Origin of the sequence: Fulvivirga ulvae (assembly GCF_021389975.1) — a bacterium.
GTDB lineage: Bacteria > Bacteroidota > Bacteroidia > Cytophagales > Cyclobacteriaceae > Fulvivirga > Fulvivirga ulvae.
In genome coordinates, this window is sequence record NZ_CP089981.1 from 4,494,067 (window position 1) to 4,515,817 (window position 21,751).

The 21,751-nt window shown below is 41.5% G+C and carries 21 protein-coding genes; 10 read left to right on the forward strand and 11 right to left on the reverse strand.

The genetic code is table 11. The features are described from left to right. Position 1: 1 nt before the first annotated feature. Together ychF and cas6 are read left to right on the forward strand one after the other, a co-directional pair. Positions 2-1,099, forward strand: a complete 1,098-nt coding sequence (ychF, locus tag LVD17_RS19100; protein ID WP_233760609.1) for a redox-regulated ATPase YchF — start codon at positions 2-4, stop codon at positions 1,097-1,099. Positions 1,100-1,315: 216 nt separating this feature from the next. Continuing rightward, positions 1,316-2,116 carry a CRISPR-associated endoribonuclease Cas6 gene (gene cas6 / locus LVD17_RS19105; RefSeq protein ID WP_233760610.1) on the forward strand — a complete coding sequence of 267 codons (801 nt, stop codon included), beginning with the start codon at positions 1,316-1,318 and terminating at the stop codon, positions 2,114-2,116. Here the strand turns inward: cas6 and LVD17_RS19110 are convergent. Further along, complete coding sequence (locus LVD17_RS19110) at positions 2,113-3,399, reverse strand: type IX secretion system plug protein (RefSeq protein ID WP_233760611.1); 1,287 nt, start codon at positions 3,397-3,399, stop codon at positions 2,113-2,115. The two genes, cas6 and LVD17_RS19110, sit on opposite strands and share 4 nt — an antisense overlap. Positions 3,400-3,503: 104 nt before the next feature. On the opposite strand from LVD17_RS19110, the gene LVD17_RS19115 reads away from it, so the two are divergent. From LVD17_RS19115 to LVD17_RS19130, 4 genes are all read left to right on the forward strand, one after another. Then, positions 3,504-4,055, forward strand: a complete 552-nt coding sequence (locus tag LVD17_RS19115) for an RNA polymerase sigma factor (RefSeq protein WP_233760612.1) — start codon at positions 3,504-3,506, stop codon at positions 4,053-4,055. After that, positions 4,045-5,637 carry a hypothetical protein gene (locus LVD17_RS19120; protein ID WP_233760613.1) on the forward strand — a complete coding sequence of 531 codons (1,593 nt, stop codon included), beginning with the start codon at positions 4,045-4,047 and terminating at the stop codon, positions 5,635-5,637. Before LVD17_RS19115 ends, LVD17_RS19120 begins: the two co-directional genes overlap by 11 nt. A 171-nt stretch (positions 5,638-5,808) precedes the next feature. After that, positions 5,809-7,107 (forward strand): LVIVD repeat-containing protein, encoded by a 1,299-nt coding sequence (locus LVD17_RS19125; RefSeq protein ID WP_233760614.1) that lies wholly within the window; start codon positions 5,809-5,811, stop codon positions 7,105-7,107. Positions 7,108-7,129: 22 nt separating this feature from the next. Continuing rightward, on the forward strand, positions 7,130-7,849 hold the full coding sequence (locus LVD17_RS19130; RefSeq protein ID WP_233760615.1) for a hypothetical protein: 720 nt from the start codon (positions 7,130-7,132) through the stop codon (positions 7,847-7,849). A gap of 330 nt (positions 7,850-8,179) precedes the next feature. Here LVD17_RS19130 and abc-f read toward each other — a convergent pair whose 3' ends face one another. Then, entirely contained in the window at positions 8,180-10,114 is a 1,935-nt protein-coding gene (abc-f, locus tag LVD17_RS19135; RefSeq protein ID WP_233760616.1) for a ribosomal protection-like ABC-F family protein, read from the reverse strand. A gap of 146 nt (positions 10,115-10,260) precedes the next feature. Here abc-f and LVD17_RS19140 point away from each other — a divergent pair, with 146 nt between their 5' ends. Beyond that, positions 10,261-11,415 carry a PQQ-dependent sugar dehydrogenase gene (locus LVD17_RS19140; RefSeq protein ID WP_233760617.1) on the forward strand — a complete coding sequence of 385 codons (1,155 nt, stop codon included), beginning with the start codon at positions 10,261-10,263 and terminating at the stop codon, positions 11,413-11,415. An 88-nt stretch (positions 11,416-11,503) separates the two neighbouring features. After that, complete coding sequence (locus LVD17_RS19145; RefSeq protein ID WP_233760618.1) at positions 11,504-11,809, forward strand: DUF6970 domain-containing protein; 306 nt, start codon at positions 11,504-11,506, stop codon at positions 11,807-11,809. Positions 11,810-11,829: 20 nt separating this feature from the next. On the opposite strand, the gene LVD17_RS19150 is transcribed toward LVD17_RS19145, so the two are convergent. From LVD17_RS19150 to LVD17_RS19160, 3 genes are all read right to left on the reverse strand, one after another. After that, positions 11,830-12,717, reverse strand: a complete 888-nt coding sequence (locus LVD17_RS19150) for a tetratricopeptide repeat protein (protein WP_233760619.1) — start codon at positions 12,715-12,717, stop codon at positions 11,830-11,832. A gap of 60 nt (positions 12,718-12,777) precedes the next feature. After that, positions 12,778-13,863 (reverse strand): helix-turn-helix domain-containing protein, encoded by a 1,086-nt coding sequence (locus LVD17_RS19155; protein WP_233760620.1) that lies wholly within the window; start codon positions 13,861-13,863, stop codon positions 12,778-12,780. A 206-nt stretch (positions 13,864-14,069) separates the two neighbouring features. Further along, the gene (locus tag LVD17_RS19160) at positions 14,070-14,348 is read right to left on the reverse strand and encodes an Mpo1-like protein (RefSeq protein WP_233760621.1); all 279 of its coding nucleotides are present in this window, start codon (positions 14,346-14,348) and stop codon (positions 14,070-14,072) included. Positions 14,349-14,647: 299 nt separating this feature from the next. On the opposite strand from LVD17_RS19160, the gene LVD17_RS19165 reads away from it, so the two are divergent. Both LVD17_RS19165 and LVD17_RS19170 read left to right on the forward strand, forming a co-directional pair. Beyond that, on the forward strand, positions 14,648-15,409 hold the full coding sequence (locus tag LVD17_RS19165) for a M57 family metalloprotease (protein ID WP_233760622.1): 762 nt from the start codon (positions 14,648-14,650) through the stop codon (positions 15,407-15,409). 224 nt (positions 15,410-15,633) lie between these two features. Then, a complete protein-coding gene (locus LVD17_RS19170; protein WP_233760623.1) occupies positions 15,634-16,500 on the forward strand; it encodes an urease accessory protein UreD in 867 nt (288 codons plus the stop codon). A 1-nt stretch (position 16,501) separates the two neighbouring features. Here the strand turns inward: LVD17_RS19170 and ureG are convergent, their stop codons facing one another. The 6 genes from ureG to LVD17_RS19200 form a co-directional block, all read right to left on the reverse strand. Beyond that, the gene (gene ureG, locus LVD17_RS19175) at positions 16,502-17,254 is read right to left on the reverse strand and encodes an urease accessory protein UreG (protein ID WP_233760624.1); all 753 of its coding nucleotides are present in this window, start codon (positions 17,252-17,254) and stop codon (positions 16,502-16,504) included. Between the two features lie 5 nt (positions 17,255-17,259). Further along, positions 17,260-17,934, reverse strand: a complete 675-nt coding sequence (locus tag LVD17_RS19180; protein WP_233760625.1) for an urease accessory protein UreF — start codon at positions 17,932-17,934, stop codon at positions 17,260-17,262. Continuing rightward, positions 17,934-19,649, reverse strand: a complete 1,716-nt coding sequence (ureC, locus tag LVD17_RS19185; protein WP_233760626.1) for an urease subunit alpha — start codon at positions 19,647-19,649, stop codon at positions 17,934-17,936. The genes LVD17_RS19180 and ureC overlap by 1 nt, the downstream gene beginning before the upstream one ends. A gap of 9 nt (positions 19,650-19,658) precedes the next feature. Next, positions 19,659-20,420 carry an urease subunit gamma gene (gene ureA, locus LVD17_RS19190; protein ID WP_233760627.1) on the reverse strand — a complete coding sequence of 254 codons (762 nt, stop codon included), beginning with the start codon at positions 20,418-20,420 and terminating at the stop codon, positions 19,659-19,661. A 2-nt stretch (positions 20,421-20,422) separates the two neighbouring features. Continuing rightward, the gene (locus LVD17_RS19195; RefSeq protein ID WP_233760628.1) at positions 20,423-21,040 is read right to left on the reverse strand and encodes a sulfite exporter TauE/SafE family protein; all 618 of its coding nucleotides are present in this window, start codon (positions 21,038-21,040) and stop codon (positions 20,423-20,425) included. A gap of 250 nt (positions 21,041-21,290) precedes the next feature. Next, positions 21,291-21,587: a hypothetical protein gene (locus LVD17_RS19200; RefSeq protein WP_233760629.1), complete on the reverse strand. Its 297-nt coding sequence runs from the start codon at positions 21,585-21,587 to the stop codon at positions 21,291-21,293. Between the last annotated feature and the right edge of the window lie 164 nt (positions 21,588-21,751).

Here is a 21,751-nt window from a genome sequence, read left to right on the forward strand (position 1 = left end):
CATGGCACTTAAATGTGGTATTGTAGGGCTTCCGAATGTGGGTAAGTCAACACTTTTTAACGCAATTTCTAATAATAAGGCTGAGGCGGCCAATTTTCCCTTCTGCACCATTGAGCCCAATGTTGGTGTCATCACCGTTCCGGATGAGCGGTTACACATACTTGAAGAGTTGGTGAATCCACAAAGGGTTATGCCTACTACCATTGAATTTGTTGATATTGCTGGTTTGGTTAAGGGTGCTAGTAAAGGTGAAGGATTGGGAAACCAGTTTTTGGCTAATATTCGTGAGGTAGATGCAATCGCTCATGTGGTACGGTGTTTTGCCGACGATAATATTGTTCATGTTGAGGGTAGAGTAGATCCTGTTTCTGATAAGGAAGTGATAGATGCTGAGTTGCAATTGAAAGATCTGGAATCGGTAGATAAAAAGATATTACGCATTGAGAAAATAGCTAAAAGTGGTGACGCTAAAGCAAAGAAAGACCTGGCTATACTGCAGCAATACAAACAGCATCTGGAATCCGGTAAAAATGCCAGAGCTTTGGAGCTGGATGATGAAGATAAGAAGGCGGTTGCAGACCTGCAGCTGCTTACAGCTAAGCCGGTGATCTATGTTGCCAATGTAGAAGAGACTGCCCTGCCTGATGGTAATGAGTATTCCGAAAAACTTAAACAGGCTATAAAAGATGAAAATGCGGAGGTTGTGGTAGTATCTGCTTCCATTGAAGCACAAATAGCCGAGCTTGAAGATAAGGAAGAGCGAGAGATGTTCCTGTCGGAGTATGGATTGAAAGAATCTGGCTTGAATAAACTGATCAGAGCCGCATATAATATATTAAACCTCATCACATATTTCACGGCGGGTGTTCAGGAAGTACGGGCGTGGACTATTAAAAAGGGATGGAAAGCTCCGCAGGCTGCGGGAGTAATACATACGGACTTTGAAAAAGGCTTCATTAAGGCCGAGGTGATCAAACTGGAAAACTATCAGAAATTTAAATCAGAGGTAGCCTGTAAGGAGGCTGGTAAGGTTGCGATTGAGGGAAAAGAATATGTTGTGAGCGATGGAGATATTATGCACTTTAGATTTAATGTTTAAAAAAAGAATTTTATATTACATCGATTTTTAGAATTGGCGATTAAACGCTATTTTTATTAAAATATTGTATAACTTTTTTTTCGATTACGATTGAACAGTCTGGCTGAAAGTTAAAAGTTACATTTTGTTTTGAGATAAGGGTTCGCGCATTTTTTAGCTAATATTGAAATTTTCTGCTGAAACCCCTGATTTTTTGTCTAGGTAATTATTTTCAAATTGAGAGTCAGAATTATATTTCTTCTGAAGAATAGGGGAGGCCATGTTCCTTTTCACCATCAATATTTGCTGGCGCAAATGATCAAAGGTATTTTGATCAAGGGTGGTGATGAGAAGTTTATACAATATGCATTTTATAACTTCTCCGGTCTTAAAGGGCAAACCAAAATAAGCCGAAAGGGACTTCACTTTTACTCATCCCGGGTTACTCTTGTATTCTCAAGTCCCAACAAGCAATTTATTGATTACTTTTTAACAAACCTTTTTGAGTTTACTCAGGTGGAAATTGGCGGATTATACCTGCAGCCTGAAACTGTGGAACTCGAAGATAGAATCCAGGTAGATGATTCACTAAAGTTTGTTTGTATTTCGCCTTTGGTCATACTTAACTCATCATTTAATGACAGTACAGCCAAGAGGTTTATTCCGCCGGAAACCGATACTTTTTCAGATCTGCTATACGAGTCTACCATAGAAAGGATGGAAGCTTCAGGGATGTTTGTAAAAGAGCAGTTGGAGGGATTCTATAAATTCCAGGTAGTACCTGACAAAACCTATATAGCAAGGCTTACTGCTGCGCAAAAGAAATTTGCCCGTATTTATCCGGTATATGATCGCGATGTGAAATATGAGATCAGAGGCTACACATTTCCTTTTACACTGTATGCAGCCAAAGAAGTACAGGAGTTTGTTCTTCATTGTGGGCTGGGGCAGTTTACACACAAAGGATTTGGCATGCTTGATGTAGCACATTCCAATCCAAATAGCAGGGTGCTTAAGTATGAATTTAGCTACGCTTAGCGAGCCGGATTCATCTCATAATACCCATATCCAATAAGCAATTCTGAGCGACTCGTGGGCGGCTTATAGTAAACAAATATTTCATATTCATTCTCCGTTTGAAAATGATCACCCTCAAAGTAGTTGGATCTTAGTGTATCTCCTTTAATGTAATACTGGTAGTCGTAGTAGCCCTGCTTTAATATCATCTCACTATTGTAAGTGCCGGATACTTCATCATAAGCCATTTTGTTTTGCAGGTCCCAGTTATTCATTTCACCAATTACATAGATATCTCCGTTGATCTTATCCGCTTTAAGGTGAAACCGTACAGTGACATAATCACTTTGCAAGGCACCGTTGCCAGTATCAGAATTGGCAATAAAGTACTCACCATTCAGGTCATCATACTGTGTGTATGGCTGATAAATCCTGGGTTTGTCCATCATCAGATCAACCATGGTAGGCCGGGTATTCAGGTTAGCCCGCTGAACGTTTTGTCCGGGGTACCTCAAGGACCTCATATCGAAAAAGCGAAATTCATTACCTGCATTAAAATTGTTTTCATAGTTAAAAAAGCGATATTCCAGCTCATTGATATTTTCGCGTATAAAATTTGGTTTCAGGGTAGCAATGGCGTTGTCCCATCTTTGATTTTGACGTATTACAATGGAAACATTTTCCATGGGATTTTGAAGCGGATAATCATTGTAGTTGATAGTGAAGTCAAGTTGTTGGTTAAGCCTGTTGTTAGAGCTGAGGCCAGTAAGATCACTCATCAGGTTAATAGATACCAGGCTGCTGAAAAGCATAAATCTCTTAGATAAAATAATATCAGATTCGTCTGTTCCCCGGTAAGCTACCAGCAAATAGTTGCCAGGTATTTTGATGTTGGGTATTTTAAATTGATAGTGGACGTATGACAGTTTGGTATCCACTGATAGCTGATAGTTGTCAATATTGAATTCATTATAATCATATAAATAATCCAGACTTCTCAGGCGGGAGGGTGTCCAGTTGCTATTGCAGTGGATAATTTTGACCCTGTAATTTTCAGGAGCTTGAACGAGGTCATCAAACTCCAGTAACAGGTTATTGTTGTTAAGCGAGGCTACGGCAGGCGATAGTACAGCGTTGGAGCTGCCTGTGTAAGGATAAAGCTGCACAGTCCTGATCTCCGGCTCATAAGTAGCGTCCTTATATACCAGTTTTTTATTCTGATAAACAGATGTTGTCCTGTTGTAAGGCATGTTAAAGGCACCAAGAACAAAAATAAATAGTATAGCAGCAGTCCATTTTTTCATAATGGCGATAAAAATATAATTAATTTTACGATATACAAGAACAGTTCCAACCTATTGGAAACTTACGGTGTCTATATAACATGGTTGCAGCAGATAAATTGTAAATGGATCCGGAAAAAGCGCTTATTGAGGGCTGTTGTAAGGGAGATAGAAAGTCCCAGAAGCAATTATTCGATCTTTATTCAAAGAAGATGATGGTTGTGGCTATGCGCTATTCAAAGTCCGATCAGGAAGCTGAGGACATCTTACAGGAGTCGTTCATAAAGATATTCGAGAAAATCAAAACTTTTAGGGGAGAGTCCAGGCTTGATTTCTGGGTTAAAAGGATTGTAATCAACACCGCACTTAACCATCAGAGAAGTAAATTATATCTTTTTCCTATGGTTGATGTTCACGAGCTGAATTTTTCTGAAGAAAGCAATTTTTCGTTGGCTGATTTTCATTTTAGGGAGCTGTTAAAGATGATTCAGGAGCTGCCTTCAGGTTGTCAGGTAATATTTAACCTGTTTGCTGTTGAGGGTTATTCTCACAAGGAAATTGCCGGGTTGTTAAATATTAGTGAAGGGACGTCAAAATCCCAATATGCCAGGGCAAAGAGCTTGCTGAGAGATAAAATAGAAAAGGAAGAAAATATTAGTTATGGAAATGCAAGATAAAACGCAGTTCGAAAAGGAGTGGGAAAACGCATTTGCAGACGCTGAAATGGATGTTTCGGCATCAGTTTGGGAAAAGGTGGAATTAGGAGTTTCCCAGTCCTCTACAAATAAGTATAAGAAAAGGTTGTTGCTGTTTCAATTACTGGCGGCGGCGTCAGTAGTTTTTGCCATGACTGTAGGAGGTGTCGCTGTGTACCATTTGCAATTTAATAACCTTGATGCGGATGAGAGTGAAATAGCCATGACAGAAACAACCAGTGAGCAAAGAGGTCATGCCGGCAGCAAGCCTCAAACCTTTGAAAATCCTGAGATAAACAAAGCAGAGAGTACTTCACCAGTAGAGCAAAGCGAGTCAGGAGATAATAAGGGTTATATAGGATCTGATCATAACAAGGAAAATACCAATAAAAGATTACTCAATGAGAATTTTAATAATGGTTCTCGTGAAGTGACGGGTGAGAGACTGGCAAATGCCAATGCCGGAGTTGCTACTGAGAAGATTGGTCGTGGAAATGATCAATTAGCAGATAAAGAAGCTGGTAGCACTATGAAAATGGAAGACATTAGTGACAATAATACACAAGGTGCCGTCACAATTGCCATGGCAGAACATGAGTCGGTAGCTGATGAAAAAAATGAGGAGTATGGCGGAACAAATTTGCCTGGAGATGGTAGAGAAAAAAGCCTTGTAGCTTCAGGTGGTATACACAATAATTTAAATAATGCGAACGGTAATACATTGCCGGAAGAACTGGACCGGCTGTTTGAATATCTTGAAACAGCTCCTGTTGAGGAAAGAGAACTCAACATGGTGCCCTGGTACAGCTATGTACCAACCAAAAAGCCTAATGATGGGGATGGTTTATGGGCGGGAATAGGTTTCTCGGCAGGAAGTTTTGATCCTAACATGGGTGGCGGTAGCTCAAATGCTGATATGGTTATGGCGGAAACGTCAAAATTAAATGTTGCGTCCAAAAGAGCGCCGTCGTTTGGCAAGGAAAAAGCCGGGCAGGCCTACAATGTGGGTGTTAATTTTGGAACCAGGTTATCAGAAAGATGGGTATTGCAGAGTGGAATAGTCTATGCTCAGCAGCAGACTACCAGCACGTCCAATGTAGTGAATACCAGTGACCGCGAATCAGCAAAGACCTTAAGCAACTTTGCAGATATGGCCGATGCTGAAGATATTGCATTTACTGCTCCTTACGACGTCAATAATACCTACGAGTTGGTCTCTGTGCCTATACAGGCAGGATACGTGCTTCTTGATAGTAAATTCAACATCGTTATACTTAGTGGTGTTGCCAATAATATTTTACTCAATAACCAGGTTAGTGCTTCATCAGGAGAAATTAAGGATGTCAATATTTCAGCAGGTGCGGACTCTCAGTACCGAACATATCAACTCAGTGGGCTACTGGGATCAGAGTTTAGTTATGACTTTGGCTCGCATTACCGGTTGGCAATAATACCTCAGGTGAAACAATCTATCAATTCCATTACCAAGTCAGGCTCCGAATATACCAGCCGCCCAACCACACTTGAGATTGGTTTTAGGTTTAAATACGTCTTTAATAATTAGTCAAGGACATCAATTTCAGATCAGGTAGGTTTGTTGTGAATCAGATTTGTATTTAAATAAATTCTGGTGACCTGCTGTTGAAGTCAATTTTTTTAAGATAAAGTTTTAATCCATTCCAACCCTTCGTCAATACCTCGTGTCTATTAGATAGTGGTTTTAAGTAATCAGGTCATGCAAAAGGAACTAACACAACACCATATGAGGCAAACGTTAGCTGCAATATCAATACTATGCGTATGCGGCTTATTGTCTGGCTGTGGTGATAACTGTGAAGTGAAGAACAGTTATACTTACTATGAGCCGGTTTATACACCTTTATCAGAGATAAGGTCATCGGTAGCTACTTTACCAGCGCATGAACTTGAGCAAACAGGGAAAATCTATTTTAGAAACGGATACCTGTTTATTAATGAACCAAACGAAGGAGTTCATATTATTGATAATCACGACCCTGCCAACCCTGAAAACATTGCCTTTATAAATATTCCCGGATCATTCGATATTGCTGTTCGGGGAAATGTCCTTTTTTCTGACAGCTATATCGATCTTGTTGCTATTGATATCTCTGATGTGCAAAATGCAAAAGAAGTCGGAAGAATAGAAAATCTGTTTCCTGGCTATAATTCGTATGGGTTTTATGTTGATTCGCAAATGGGTTTAGTTACCGATTGGGAAGCGGTAGATCATATAGAAGAATTTGAATCGGATTGTAACACCAATTACGAATGGGGTGTGTTCTACGAAAGAGGAATTGCTGTTGATCAGTTGGCCAGCTTTGATGCAAGCGCTCCGACCAATCCCGGTATGGCAGGTTCAATGGCAAGGTTTGCCCTGGTTGGCGATTATCTCTATGCTGTAGATCAGTCAGATTTATATCCGGTTAACGTAAGCAATTTTTCTGATTTGAAAGCGGAAGAAAAGGTAGGGATAAATTGGGGGATCGAAACTATTTTTCCGGAAAACAATCACTTGTTTATCGGCGCACAGAACGGGATGTACATTATGGATATTTCCAATCCTGCGCGCCCTGCCTGGGTATCCAGCTATGAGCATGTTACCAGCTGTGACCCTGTAGTGGTCGATGGAAATTATGCTTACGTAACGTTACGTTCAGGTACGGAATGCCAGGGGTTTACAAATCAGCTTGAAGTTATTGATATATCGAATATCAGCAGCCCGGAGTTACTCTATACATACAATATGCACAATCCGCATGGTTTAGGTAAAGATGGAAATGTACTTTTTATATGTGATGGAGACGATGGGCTGAAGATATTTGATGCATCTGATATTGGGAATATTGGTAATAAGCTAATGGCTCATTATAAAGATATTAAAGCATTTGATATTATCCCGTTCAATAATATAGCCATGATGATCGGTGACGACGGACTCTATCAGTACGATTATTCAGATATCAATAATATAATTTTCCTGAGTCATTTGCAGGTTTCCGGAAATGCAGAATAAGATAACTTTTTTAATCTTGATTATGATAACTGAAGTAGCGGCAAATGCGCAGACTGATAAAGAATATCTCAAGAATGAAAGTTTCATAATGGGACAATTAGTGTCATTGAGCAGCGACTATGCTCTTGTAAGTTTTAGTGATAAAAATAACCGGCTGGGAACCGGCGATGTTCAGGGTGTAGTCATAGAAAACGAGATAGAAGTTCATATTGACAATGTTTTTTCAGACTCACTGAAGCAGGGCAGTTTTGTGAGAAAATTTGAGAAAATGCTCTTGGGAGGAGTTATAGCAGGCGGAGATGTGAATAATAGCGATGTTTATCCTGCCATAACCGTTTCAGGAGGGTACAGGTTTCATCGGTTTTTGCAATTTGGTCTGGCTACAGGTTATGAGCAATATGATGATTATGAAAACGTGCCTGTATATGTATACTACAAAGGAGACTTGTCCAGGCACTCTTCCGGGGTTTATTACTATATGGGTGCTGGTTATAGCAAAATGTGGGGTAAATCATATCTGGAAACGACTGAGAATGATATTAAGGGAGGCGCAGTACTCAAGGCTGGGGTTGGCTTCATTTTTGCAAGTAAAAGCAAAGTTGATTTTGTAACTGCGGTTGGATGGAGCAGACAGGAGATAGAGATAGAGTATCCGCTACATTCTACGTGGGGAGGAGAGTGGAAAACCGAAGTATCCCGGATTATGAACAGATTAGAGTTTAAAATTGGAATTTGTTTTTAATAATTATTGCAAATCATCGAATGAAGTACGTAAGTTTGCAGCCGATTTTGAAAGAAAGTTAAAGAAAAGCAGTTACCGATTGGGCAACCGCGGCATTAATAGAAAATATTTTATATAAATTTAATTTTTATGAGGATTTACGAATTACAGCTAAGAAAAATGATTTACAGATATGCAGTAGCATTTGCTGTTACATTAATCATTATGATTTTAATTTAAACCTCACCTTCACCTTAGGAAGATTTTTTTCAGAGTGATGTGAGGCTTAAATTAAAGATCTCAACTTGAACTACTGCTTCCGGCTACCCTTACCATTTTAGCAAGAAAAAGTTAATTCGAGCTGTTTTCCAGCTCGTCAATTTCTTCAGCTTTAAGCTCCCATTGTTCATTGAGGGCTTGTAGCTGAGCTTTAGACTTTTCATATCTTGCGTTAGCTTCCTGAAGTTTATCAGGATTGCCAAAAACGGCCGGATCAGCCATTTCCTTTTCGGCGAGGGTAACCTCTTTTTCGAGGGAATCTATCCGTTCTTCTATTTTAGTGAGCTCTCTTTGATGGTTGATAAGGAGTTTTTCATGGCTATTGCCTGTTTTTTGAACAGGCTTTTGTTTTTCCTTTTCCTGCTTTTCGGGCTTGTTCTGATCAGGTACGGTGGATTCTTTCTTTTCTGCATCTACCTTGCTTTTCCATAAACTATATTCTTCAAAAGTACCGGGATACTCCTTGATCTGATGGTCCTCTATATACCATATCTTATTGGCTATCTGGGATACAAAATGCCTGTTGTGAGATACGGTGATAAATGTTCCCTTATATTGCTGTAAGGCTTGTACCAGTATATTTTCAGATTGAAAGTCCAGATGGTTGGTAGGTTCATCCAGGAGCAGGAAGTTAGCTTCGGAAATAAGCGTCTTTGCTAATGCAACTCTCGATTTTTCTCCCCCGGATAATACCTTGATCTTCTTGAATACATCATCACCGGTAAACAGAAAACATCCCAGTACTTGCCGGAGCTCCAGTTCTGTTTTTTTACTACCTGCCTGTTTTAGCTCTTCAAGTATTTCATTGTTTACATTCAGATCTTCCAACTGATGTTGGGCGTAGAAGCCGAGATTTAAATTATGACCTTCCAGTCTTTGTCCTTCAATAGGCTCAGTACCTGCAATTATTCGCAGCAATGTAGACTTACCCTTACCATTAGCACCTATGAGTGCTATTTTATCACCTCTTTCTATATGAGCAGTAGTGTCAGTGAGTATGTTTAGCTTGCCATACGATTTGCTCACATGCTCCAGCTGTATTACATGGCGACCCGACTTCTGCTTAAAATCGAACTTGAAGTTAACTACGGCGTTTGTATCCACCACTTCTTCGATTTTATCCATTCTGTCCAGCGCCTTCACCCTGGACTGAACCTGACGGGCTTTGGTAGCTTTGGCCCGGAATTTTTCAATAAACCGCTCAGTCTGTTTAATCTTTTGTTGCTGATTTTCAAAAGCATTTTTTTGAATTTCGGAGCGAAGCTCTTTCTCCTGAAGGTAAAAGTCGTAGTTTCCCTCATAAACTGTGAGTTGCTGGTTAAAAACCTCTACAGTTTTGTTAATGGTATTATTTAAGAATTGCCTGTCGTGAGAAACCACTATAACTGCCCCTTCATAGCCCCGCAGGTAGTTTTCTACCCATTCTATAGAAGGCAGGTCAAGGTGGTTGGTGGGCTCATCCAACATCAAAAGTGATGGTTTTTCCAACAACAGTTTGGCGAGCATTACCCGCATTCTCCATCCTCCGGAAAACTCCTTCAGAGGTCGGTGCAGGTCCTCGGTATTAAATCCTATACCCTCGAGTATTTCCTCAGCTTTGGCCTGCATGGTGTACCCTTCCAGCCGTTCAAATTTTTCCTGCAACCGGGTGAGTTTTTCAACCAGCTCATCGGAATACTCCGTTTCAAGTTTTTTTAAAGTCCTCTCAAGGTTTCTTTGGGTTTCTACGGCTTCGCCAAAGGCTTGCATAGCTACAGAAACAATACTATCATCTGACTGGTAAGAAAGTAAATCCTGATTGAGGAAGCCAATGGTACATTCATTGCTTTTTCCTATTTCACCCTTATCCGGTTTATAATCCCCGTTGACCAGTTTGAGTAACGTTGATTTTCCGGTTCCATTAAGGCCTATGAGGCCAATTTTATCTTTGGGTTTGATGTGCAAGGATGCGTCTTCGTAAAGAGGTCGCCCTCCGATATAGTAGGAAAGATTCTGAATTGCTAACATAGCTGCAAAGTTATGAATTGATGAGCAATTCGTATTAAAGGACAGTTTTAATTTAGCGTTGTGGCAGGTTGCATATGAGTCTTTATTAAACCTTGGCAGGTTTTGAAGGTTAATATTATTAGGTAACTTTATTTAAAAAAATAATCATGGTATTCCGATATGTTCTTATTGCCCTTTTTTTATTCTCAGCCTGTAACTCTTCGCACGATGAGGAGGAGCTAAACGATAAGCCGGATGATAACCCTGTGGAAGAGCCGGAGCGAACAGGCCTGGACAGGGTAAATCTGCCCGATGGTTTTATGATCTCAGAATTTGCCGAAGTTGAAAATGCCCGATCACTGGCTCTGAGCCCTTCGGGTGTGGTATACGTGGGCAACCGGCAAGGTAACAAAGTATATGCAGTCAAAGATTCAGATGGTGATGGTAAGGCTGATAAGAAGTATACCATTGCGGAAGGCCTGAACTCGCCAAATGGAGTAGCTTTTATGGAAGGTGACCTGTACGTTGCTGAAATAAGCAGAGTATTGAAATTCAACAATATCGAAGCAAAACTGGATAATCCGGGTGACTACGAGGTAGTATATGACGATTATCCCACAGACGGACACCATGGCTGGAAGTACATTGCTTTTGGACCCGATGGTAAACTGTATGTGCCTGTGGGAGCGCCATGTAATATTTGTAAAAGCGAAGACCCGGTATATGCATCTATAACAAGGATTAATCCGGATGGTACCGGAATGGAAATAGTGGCTGAGGGCGTAAGGAATACCGTAGGTTTTGACTGGCACCCCGAAACAAAAAACCTGTGGTTTACTGATAATGGCAGGGATATGATGGGAGATAATATACCTCCCTGCGAACTAAACAGGGTGACTCAAAAGGGCCAGCATTTTGGATATCCCTATTGCCATGGCGGTGATATTGCTGATCCTGAGTTTGGATCAGAAAGGCACTGTAATGAATTCAAAAAACCAGTCTGGAATTTTGCTGCACATACGGCTCCGTTAGGCATGAAATTTTATACGGGTACAATGTTTCCGGAAGATTATAAAGGAGACATTATCGTAGCGCAACATGGATCATGGAACCGCTCATCTAAAATAGGGTATAGGCTGATGAGGGTTAAGGTCGAAGGCTCCGCAGCTACGAAGGCAGAAGTTTTTGCCGATGGATGGCTCAACGATAGAGCTCAGGAAGCCTGGGGCAGGCCAGTGGATGTGTTGCAAATAGCTGACGGGTCCTTGTTGGTGTCTGACGATAAGGCAGGTAAAATTTATAGAATTACATATGAGAAATAATAAAATATACTTAAGCCGGTTGAAAGTGACGTTGTTTTGCATGACTCTAATGTTCCCGGCTTGTAAAACTACAAACGCTCAAACCGGAATGTGCTACATAAAAGATCCTATAGCCGAGCTGGCATGGCTGCAAGACGTTATTCAGAGGCAGAAGAGCCTTAATGTAGATCGTAAAGCGGACATATTTGAATACACCTATAAAGGAGAGAAGTATTTTATGGCTGATATGTGCGTAGGTTGTCCGGACTTTATAACCGTAGTTTACAATTGTATAGGAGAAAAGGTATGCGAATCCGGCGGTATAATGGGGAAGAATACCTGTCCTGATTTTGAGGAAGAGGCCATAAGTAAACGGCTGATCTGGTCTTCATACCGCGACATAGACGACTACTGATACAACGCTACGTCATAAGCCTAATTAACTTTCGGTTTATAGAGTCCGTCAAAAGCTATCTGCCATGTTATGCCATTGTCGGTTGAGCTTTCCATCAGTTGTCTTACGGTACCATCTTCGTTAAGCGTAAAAGTCATTCTTGAAATACTTATTTCCCCTTGTTGATTCATAAACTGACTTTTAAACTGAAGCATACCTTTGCTTTTGTCTGTTTCTATATAGTTATAGGTATCGCCCGTAGCCCCGACCCAGTGTTGATGCCACTTCTGATCTATCGGGTCGTAGTAGTTCATACTTTGTCCTGAATAATTTCCTGCCGTGGTATAACTTTCATGAATTACACAACCCCCGTCGGCCAGTGTAATGGAATTTTCTCCGGCTTTTTGTCCTCTGGCATAAACATCCCATTCTCCAAGCCAAAAGTCAAAATGCCGGCGTTTTTCATCTTTTAGACAAGGGTAGGCGTTGAGTTTGATTTTAGCTATAGCTTTTTTATATTCTTCCATACTTCTGATCTTATCGAAAGCTACTTCTTCGCTGATCTTTTTATATGCAGCGGCCCCATTATCTGCGCCAGCCTGGAGGGTCTGAATAGCCAGCTCATTTTCATTATTCAGAGCATAAGTTTTAGCTACGCTGTAATTGGTGAATGAAAAGGGGTAATTGAGGTTTTGTGCTTTTTTTAAGTAGTCAATGGCCTCATCATATTCTTTTAGGTTCATGGCACTTATTCCGAGATTATACCATGCAGTCGAGTCCTTGCTGTTCTCTTTCAGATATTTTAGATAGTTTTTACTTGCCAGATCGTACCGGGCCTTGGTAAAATTAGCATCAGCGACCTCTTTCACGGTTTGTGAAAACGACAGGGTGGCCATCAAAAGCGGAAAAAAGGGTAAAAGAGTTCTCATCGTTTTTTTTCTTCTATTATAGGCTAACAATTAACAAATACGGGTAAATCCGATAATATTTTACCTGTTTACTTCAGGCGTGATGCTTTCAGGTATAGTTGTCAGATGAAGGTCTCTGAAATCGGATGGGGTAATGCCAGTTATCTTCTTAAATGCATTATTGAAAGAGACCTTATTATTGAAGCCGGAATCCAGGGCAATATGAATTATTTTTTTATGAGCTTGAGAAGGGTCTCTTAGCATCAGTTGCGCTTCATGTATACGGTATTGGTTAACAAAATCCGAAAAATGCTGTCCCTCCAGCTCATTAATGCATTGGGAGATATGGTGTGAAGATAAATTCAGATTCTCTGCAAGCTGTTGCAATTTCAGGTTACTGTCGAGGTAGGGCTTTTCGCTTTTCATATATTCCTTGAGGTGAGTTAGAATAGCCCTAGAGGCAGCGGCAGACAGGGAAGACCTTGTGTACTTGGTTATGTCATTTGCCTTCAGGATATGGGGGTTTTGATAACCGTGATAACCAATAAAATATATAAATAAGGATGATGCTACGGATATCATATAGTCATATTCGATTTTTAATGTGTTAGTAAATACCAGTACATAGTAGCCGAGGAAGCTTAGTGAATAGCCGGTAAAGGCGTAGGCAATCTTTTTGCACCATAGCAGGGAGGCTAGTTCACCATTGCGCAGATTACTCCCGGTATGGTTTATATACCAAAAAATAATAGTACTGTAAAGAAGCAGGTGCAGGCATTGAACAACCACCTGGGCAGCTCTCATATAGGGTGGATAAGAAATATTAAAAGCTGTCTGAATTAGAAAATAGAACATGTAAAATACAAAAGGGAGAAAATGCCAGATATTAAAGTGGAAATTTTTTCGATCAGATTGCAAGTAAAAATAAACCAGTGGCCCCAGTACATAGGTAAGTCCCTGGGCCAGGGCTATACTTCCGGGGAGCAATTGATCATAATGAGTCCAATAGGTTACATAATAAAGCAGCATGATGCTGAAAGACAATACAAGAAAACCAAGCAGATTATTAACTCTTGAGCCTCTAAGTAAGATCATGATGCTCAAAAAGAAGCCTTGCACTGCGGCAATTAAAAAAATGATCGTCCAGGTATTCAGTGATGGCTCCATGGGCTATTGAGGTATTCGTGTATGGGTAATGGAATATATTTTCCACATGTGGGCTTTTCTGCCCGTTTCATCAGATAGCAGGGGCTTTGCTATTGCGTCATCCCCCTTGTTTACCGAAAAGGAACAAGATGCCAGCAATAAAACGGCAATAAAACTAAGCGTGACTTTCATTTTGAGGATCAAATTTTCTTTTGCCGGTAAGCAGGTCAAAAAAAAAGTATGAAGTCTGATGCCAGGCTGTAACCCGGATATTGAAATGTGGCTGGTTTGTTCTTTTCAAAGAAAAAATGCCCCACCCATGCAAACCCATAACCCACCAGGGGTATAAGTGCAAGTAACCACCAGGTCTGAGTGAATAAGGCTGCAAAAAGTAACACAAAAACCAAAGCAGTACCTGTAAAATGAAGTACCCTGCATGTAACATCGCTATGCTCGGAAAGGTAAAAAGGATAGAATTCCTTGAGACTGGTATATTTCTTTTCCATGGCAGGTTAGGTTTTGTTAGTATAGAAAGTTACAAAATTTTAATGACATATTTTGTCAGAGGCACGTCTTGCAGACCTGCTAATTTTCTTCATAGTGGGGTAAAATGCCTGCTGGTAATTATTTTTACTTTTTGATTTTTTTAATGTGGCTTATTGGTATGCCTATAATAAGAAGTGAAGTACTTCAATATTAAAACTATTATTACATGAGTATTGTCAGCACTGATGTTCATCAGGTATAGTAGCAGAATATCCTTTAACATTGCCAGCATAGTTTCAATCTAAACCAAAATAAAAAAATGAAGAGATTATTTTCGATCAGATTGGCTATAGTTGCGGCTTTTAGTTTTTATTTTATTTCATGCGCGGAAGAAGATGCGGTTTCTCCTGCAATTGAGCAGCCTTCTGATGAACTGGTTGATTTCTTAGTCAGCTCAGGGTTCGATAAGAATGATATCAGGTTGGAGGAGGATGTTTTTGTAATTGATGACGACATACTCATCGCGAAGGATGAGGTGCAGAAGTATGTGGACGGAAATAAATCAAATATTTCCGATGCCAGAACAGAACATTATCGTGGTTATTATCTGGTAAGCAACAGCTATGTAACCAATATCAAGTTCTATATTGATTCTTCGGTACCTTCATCATGGGTGACAGCAATTCAGGGTGCAGTGAATCAATGGAATGCTGTAAACGGTACCAAGTTATACATGTCAATAGTATCCAGCAGTGGTAGTGCCAATACCATTATTGGAACCAGTTATTCATCCGAGAATTGGGTAGCGAGAGCCTATTTGCCTTCATATAACGGAAGGCCAGGACATACGATGACAATCAATACCAAGTATAACTATCTGAATAGTGGTTATAAGCTATTTACCATTGTGCACGAGATGGGGCATATATTTGGATTATATCACACGGATCAAACTCAGGGCTATTTTATTAATGGTACACCTTCAGTAGATTCAAATTCTGTAATGAATTCATACATTTTACCTTGGAACGGTTTTACTTCAGGTGACGTTTCAGCAGTTCAAATACTTTATCCACAGTAGTTTTAAGTAGTTTCTCTAATTGAAAAAGGGGCCAAGTGCCCCTTTTTCATTTTAATTATTTATGATCTGAAAGTGGTATTTTACATATCAAGCGACTAATTCATCCCTGGTGCTGGTATCGCAGGACAAAACTCTATTACTCAAGGTTTATTAATTCAAAGATGGACATGTCATTTCTCTTTTTTCCGTTAATTTGGATTGTTGTGAGAGTAAACGGCCATTCCATGATTAAAATGAATGTAGCAGTAAACCAGAGCGAGATAGAGGTCGCGTCTGTTCGGGGAAAATCAGCGCTTATTACCTGTAAGAATATCCAGCCTTTAAAAATCCTACACCCTGTATCCCATCATAACTGTTGCCATTTGGTGCTTACCAGTTATGGAGGAGGTATGGTTTCTGCTGATGTGGTCAATATCAATGTAAAGTGTGGGGCAGATACAAAAACATTCATCGGCTCGCAATCAAATACGCGCATTTATAAAAAAGTACTCAATGCAATTACCGGGCAAAATATAAAAGGTGAAGTGGCAGAAAATGCACTGACTGTCGTGTTTCCTGATCCGGTAGTGCTTCAGGCAGAAAGCCGGTTTAAACAGTCACAACATTGGGAAGTGAGGCGGGGAGGCCTCCTCTTTCTTGCAGACTGGTTCCAGGCAGGCAGAACGGATAGCGGAGAGAAGTATTTGTTTGATATGTATCTTTCTGAAATAAGTATCGCTATTGATGGTCAATTGCAGGTTTTGGACCGGTTCAACTTTGACCCCAAAGAAAATATAGCTGATTCTCCGGCAAACTTCGGGCAGTATCAATCCATGTTGTCAATTTACTTTGCAGGCACTCCGGATAACCCGAAATTCAAAAAGATTGAAGAAAAACTTCTGGAGATAAAGTTAGCTACCCAGCCTGTTTTAAATTATGATGTTAGTGCGCAAAGCTGTATTATTTCCACGACCAGGGCGCGTGAGGGGGCTTACATCTTAAGAGCTATGGGGAAATCCAGGATAGACCTGCAGTGGCTATGCGACAACATCATGGACATGCTGTCCGACCCTGAACTGCTCGAATATAACCCAATGAAAAGGAAGTTTTAATTTATCGCCTGTTTTCTTTTACTGATTGCAGCGCTTTGGCTTTGGCCTGATGGATGTGCTTTATTATTGCTTCAAGACCGTAGCCATGCAGCGCTTTGGCAAAAAGGAAAGGGCCATCTCCGCGCATCTTCTTTGAATCTCTTTCCATCACATCAAGGTCGGCACCTACAAGGTCTTTCAGATCAATCTTGTTGATTACCAGCAGATCTGACTGGGTAATCCCGGGGCCACCTTTGCGGGGTATCTTATCACCACCTGATACATCTATCACATAAATGGAGTAGTCCACCAACTCACGGCTGAAATGGGCTGCCAGGTTGTCGCCACCGCTCTCCACAAACAGGAAATCAATGTCATAGTCAAACTTCTCCATAAGGTCTTCCAGAGCGTTCATGTTCAGCGATATATCCTCCCGGATGGCAGCGTGAGGACAGCCTCCGGTCTCCACACCTACAATACGGTCAGCACTTAGCGCACTATGACGGATCAGGAATTCGGCATCTTCCCGGGTAAAAATGTCATTGGTGACCACGCCAAGTTTATAATCGTTGCGCATCTTTTCACATAGTGCTTTGAGCAATGCTGTTTTACCGGTGCCTACAGGGCCACCTATACCCACAGTAAATGCCCGCTTTCTGAAGTTTCTGTAAGAGGGTAGTCTTCTTGTTTCCCTTTCACTATAATCACCCGGAGATTCGTAGGCTTCATGCGAATGGCCTTGAAGTATAAGCGCAAGTTTATCGAGAATAGGCATATATGTTAATTTTGAAATAATTTGGAATAAATAAACTCATGGAATACCTGCGCGGTATCCAGTAAAAAGGCAGATCTTGATGCCTCAGTATATCCTTTATACAGGTATTTTTCCAGCAGGTCGTCAAACAGGGCATAAAAATCATGCTGGAGCTTGTTACCTTCCATAGAGCCGATAAAGCCCAGCCTGATGGCTGCACTGATCTGATCCCTTAATACAATGTGCAGATACATAGTATGTACATCCTGCAGGTCAAACCCGGTACGTTTCAGGCAAAGTGGGAAAATAATGACAAAATGAACAGGAACCTTGTGCAGTATAAACCACTTGCTGACTTCACTGATGTCCTCACCGGGATAGAAAGATGTCATCAGTCTGAGCCAGTTTTTTCCTTGTACTATACTGGCTTTGTATATGGCAGGTACCAGCATAGCTGCCTCATAGCTTTCAGTGATCTTCAGGAAACAGTCATCCTGTACAGGGTATTTAAAGCAGGAATTAATAAAGGGTATATCCATACTTGCCGACTGCTGCAAAAAGGAGTACAGGTACTTTTTAAAGCCATAAATGTCTTTGATCATCCCAAAGGTAATGCTGCTTTCGAGCCCGGAGGAGTTGGCAAACGAGCCTGTCGGGAGCGAGGAATCTACCAGGTGCATCAATCTTGCATACTTGTTCATCAGAATAAATTATAGAGTTGTGCCAGAGGTAGTTTAGTTGCCGGTTCGCACGTCAGATGCTCGCCATCCACTGTTACCTTGTAAGTTTCAGGATCAACGTCAATGGACGGCAGGTAATCATTCAGTGCCATGTCCTTTTTACCGATATTTCTACAGTTCTCAACCGCTACAATGTGCTTTGAGAGACCGTAGTTTTTATTCACATGGTCCAGAGAAACCGCGGATACAAAAGCCATTGATGTTTTGCCTAAGGCACCTCCAAATGCACCGAACATAGGTCGTGAATAGGAGGGCTGCGGTGTAGGGATAGAAGCGTTTGCATCACCCATCTGAGACTGCACAATTACACCTCCTTTAATAATTATTTCTGGTTTTGAGCCAAAGAAGGCCGGTTTCCATAGTACAAGGTCAGCAAGCTTGCCAACTTCCACAGAGCCGATCTCTTTGGAGAAACCATGTGCCCTTGCCGGGTTAATTGTGTATTTGGCTATATACCTTTTAACGCGAAAATTGTCTGCCTCACTTGTGGTTTCATTTGCCAGCTTACCCCTTTGCACTTTCATTTTGTGGGCTGTCTGCCATGTGCGGCAGACCACTTCACCAACCCTGCCCATAGCCTGTGAGTCGGAGGCCATGATGGACAATGCCCCCATATCATGCAGTATGTCTTCAGCAGCAATCGTTTCACCCCTGATGCGGCTTTCGGCAAAAGCTACGTCCTCAGGGATATTTTTATCCAAGTGGTGGCAAACCATGAGCATATCTAGATGCTCGTCTATAGTGTTGACTGTAAAGGGTCGCGTAGGATTGGTGGATGATGGTATTACATTCGGCTCACCACAGGTTTTTATTATATCCGGAGCATGACCACCACCGGCACCTTCCGTATGGTAAGTGTGAATGGTACGTCCTTTAAAGGCATTGGTAGAAGTTTCAACGAAACCACTTTCATTCAGCGTATCGGTATGTATGCATACCTGAATGTCGTATTGGTCTGCAATAGAAAGGCAACTGTCAATAGCGGCAGGAGTGGTGCCCCAGTCTTCATGCAACTTTAGGCCGAGCGCACCGGCTTCCACCTGCTCGACAAGGCCTTGGGGCTTCGAGGAATTGCCTTTGCCCAGAAAACCGAAGTTTAGCGGGAATGCATCCGTGCTTTTCAGCATCATTTCGATATAGAACGCACCCGGAGTGCAGGTAGTGGCATTAGAGCCTGCCGCCGGGCCGGTGCCTCCGCCAACCATAGTAGTAACCCCGGAGGCCAATGCTTCGTGGATTTGTTGCGGACAAATGAAATGGATATGAGTATCAATAGCCCCGGCGGTAAGTATCTGGCCTTCTCCGGCGATAACTTCTGTAGTAACCCCAATCACCATATTTGAGGCTATGCCCGGCATGATGTGAGGATTCCCCGCTTTACCGATACCGGTTATTCGTCCGTTCTTTATTCCTATATCAGCTTTGTAAATGCCGGTATAATCTATCACCAGCGCATTGGTGATAACAAGGTCAAGTACTTCGTTCTGCGGTATGCCGCTGGCCTGGCCCATGCCGTCACGGATTACCTTGCCGCCTCCGAATTTCACTTCTTCACCATAAATGCAATGGTCTTTTTCAACTTCTATGATCAGATCCGTATCACCAAGCCGGACTTTGTCACCGGTGGTGGGGCCGTACATGTCAGCATATGCTTTGCGGTCTATGTTGTAGCTCATGGTATATTGTTAGGGTTGGGTACTGAATTGAAAACCTTCCTGCTGTGCTTTTTCTATGGCTTTTTTCCTGTTGCGTTCGTCAATGCCTCCGTTGGTAAGGTTATTGCCTCCGTAGATGATTTTTTGCCCATCTATGGTTAAAAGGGATACTTTTTTGGTTTCTCCCGGCTCAAATCGCACGGCAGTGCCGGCAGGAATGTTAAGCCTGCATCCGAAAGCTTTGGCCCTGTCGAACCTCAACATGGCGTTTGTTTCAAAGAAAGGGTAATGGGAACCTACCTGAACGGGCCTGTCACCATCATTGGTAACATGTACTTCGACCGTTTCTCTGCCAGAGTTTAGCGTAATGTCATCGGGTTGAAGTTTGTATTCACCCGGTTTTCTGATAGTGGCATTGTCAGTTCCTGTAACCAGTTCCTGCCGGGTGAGTCCTGAGCCGTACAATGCCAAATCAGGGCTGCCTGATTCCCGGCAAATGGGATAGTGCACCGTTACTAGTTTAGTACCATCAGGAAACGTCCCCTCTACCTGCACTTCATGGATCATCTCTGCAACACCCTCCATGACATCATCGTGCCCCAGCAAACTTTTGCCCTTGTTCATCAACTCTGCCACGCTTTCCCCGTCACGGATAAACTCAAGTATTTGGGCGGCAATAAGTGCTACTGCCTCGGGGTAGTTGAGCCTCAGGCCTCGGGCATACCGCTTTTGGGCAAGAAAACCGGCATTGTGAAGTACCAGCTTATCAATATCTTTTGGAGAAAGATGCATAATTATGATTTCAATTGAATTAGATTTTCGTAGAGCATGTAGCTGCCATAGGTAATACATACAACGGATGATATCACAATGGCAATCGATTTTACGACAGTGTTGACTTTCATTCTGAGGGTAAAAGGAATGCTGAATAGACTGGCTGCGATCAGCATGCCCAGTATAGAGCCGATGCCAAATACCAATAAATAGGCAATGCCGAGATAGACATCTTTAATTTCGCTCATTACCAGCAAAACGAGCGCACCGCTACCGGCCAGGCCGTGTATCAGGCCAATGGAATAGGCAAAGCCATGTTTATATCTGAAAGAATCTATTTTGCGAGAGTAGCTGCTTTTATTGGTTAAGCGGGTAAAACCCATGATAATAAGCATGCCTCCGACAATAGCTTCGAAAATCCCACTATTCAGAAAGGTAGCCCGGCTGAGAATAATAAATGAACCGACTATAACTATGGTAGTAGTATGACCAAGCCCCCAATAAACCCCGTCTTTTAAAGCCAGTAAGGTGTTGTCACGTTTGGATACAATGTTGCTGACAGCAATCAGGTGATCAGCATCAAAAGCATGGGCAATACCTATAACAGAGGCAAATAATACGGGTAGTAGGGTATTCATGAGGCTGATTTTATGAAATTATGGTTGTTTTTGTTGTATTTGGTTTTAAACAAACCCTAATATCGTAAAATTTGTGTCTATTTATAGAGATGTTGGTTAAAAAAATAACCGTGTTTTGGTTTTGTGTCGCTTTGCTACTGCCTACCCTTCCCACAAGGGAATGCAAGCAAAAATGCCGCGGAGTCCTCTTCGAGAGACATCCGCCGGGAAGTAGCGGCATCAGCAATGGGAAAATGTTTTATAAGCCCTGCTAAACAGCAAGAAACGGATCAATATGGGCTTCACAAAGTGTGAATTTATTTTCTTCCTCTGTTAATGGGAGGAGATCATTGCCCTGCATTTTATATCGAGATTGGAATATATTTTTGCCCGAGACTGTATTAAGGATTAAAATACTATCTTCTATTGACCAGGTGCCGCTGAAATACCCTGCTGTTTGGCTACAGCCATGATAGATGAATGCAAAGGTTTTTGTTTTCATTAGTGTGAGTGATTTTCCATAAAATCCAAAATCACCGCAGTAGGACAGGTATACTTGCTTTTGCATTTGGGTATTGGTGAAGAACAATAAAAATGTAGATAAAATAGCCGTGACGGCCATAATTCCGGTGAATATAGATTGGCGTGTGGTGTTGATGTGCCTGGTGGTTTGTTTCCGCTTAATTCGTATTGGTTTGATGTATATGCTCTCATAATCTTATGGCGTCTGAT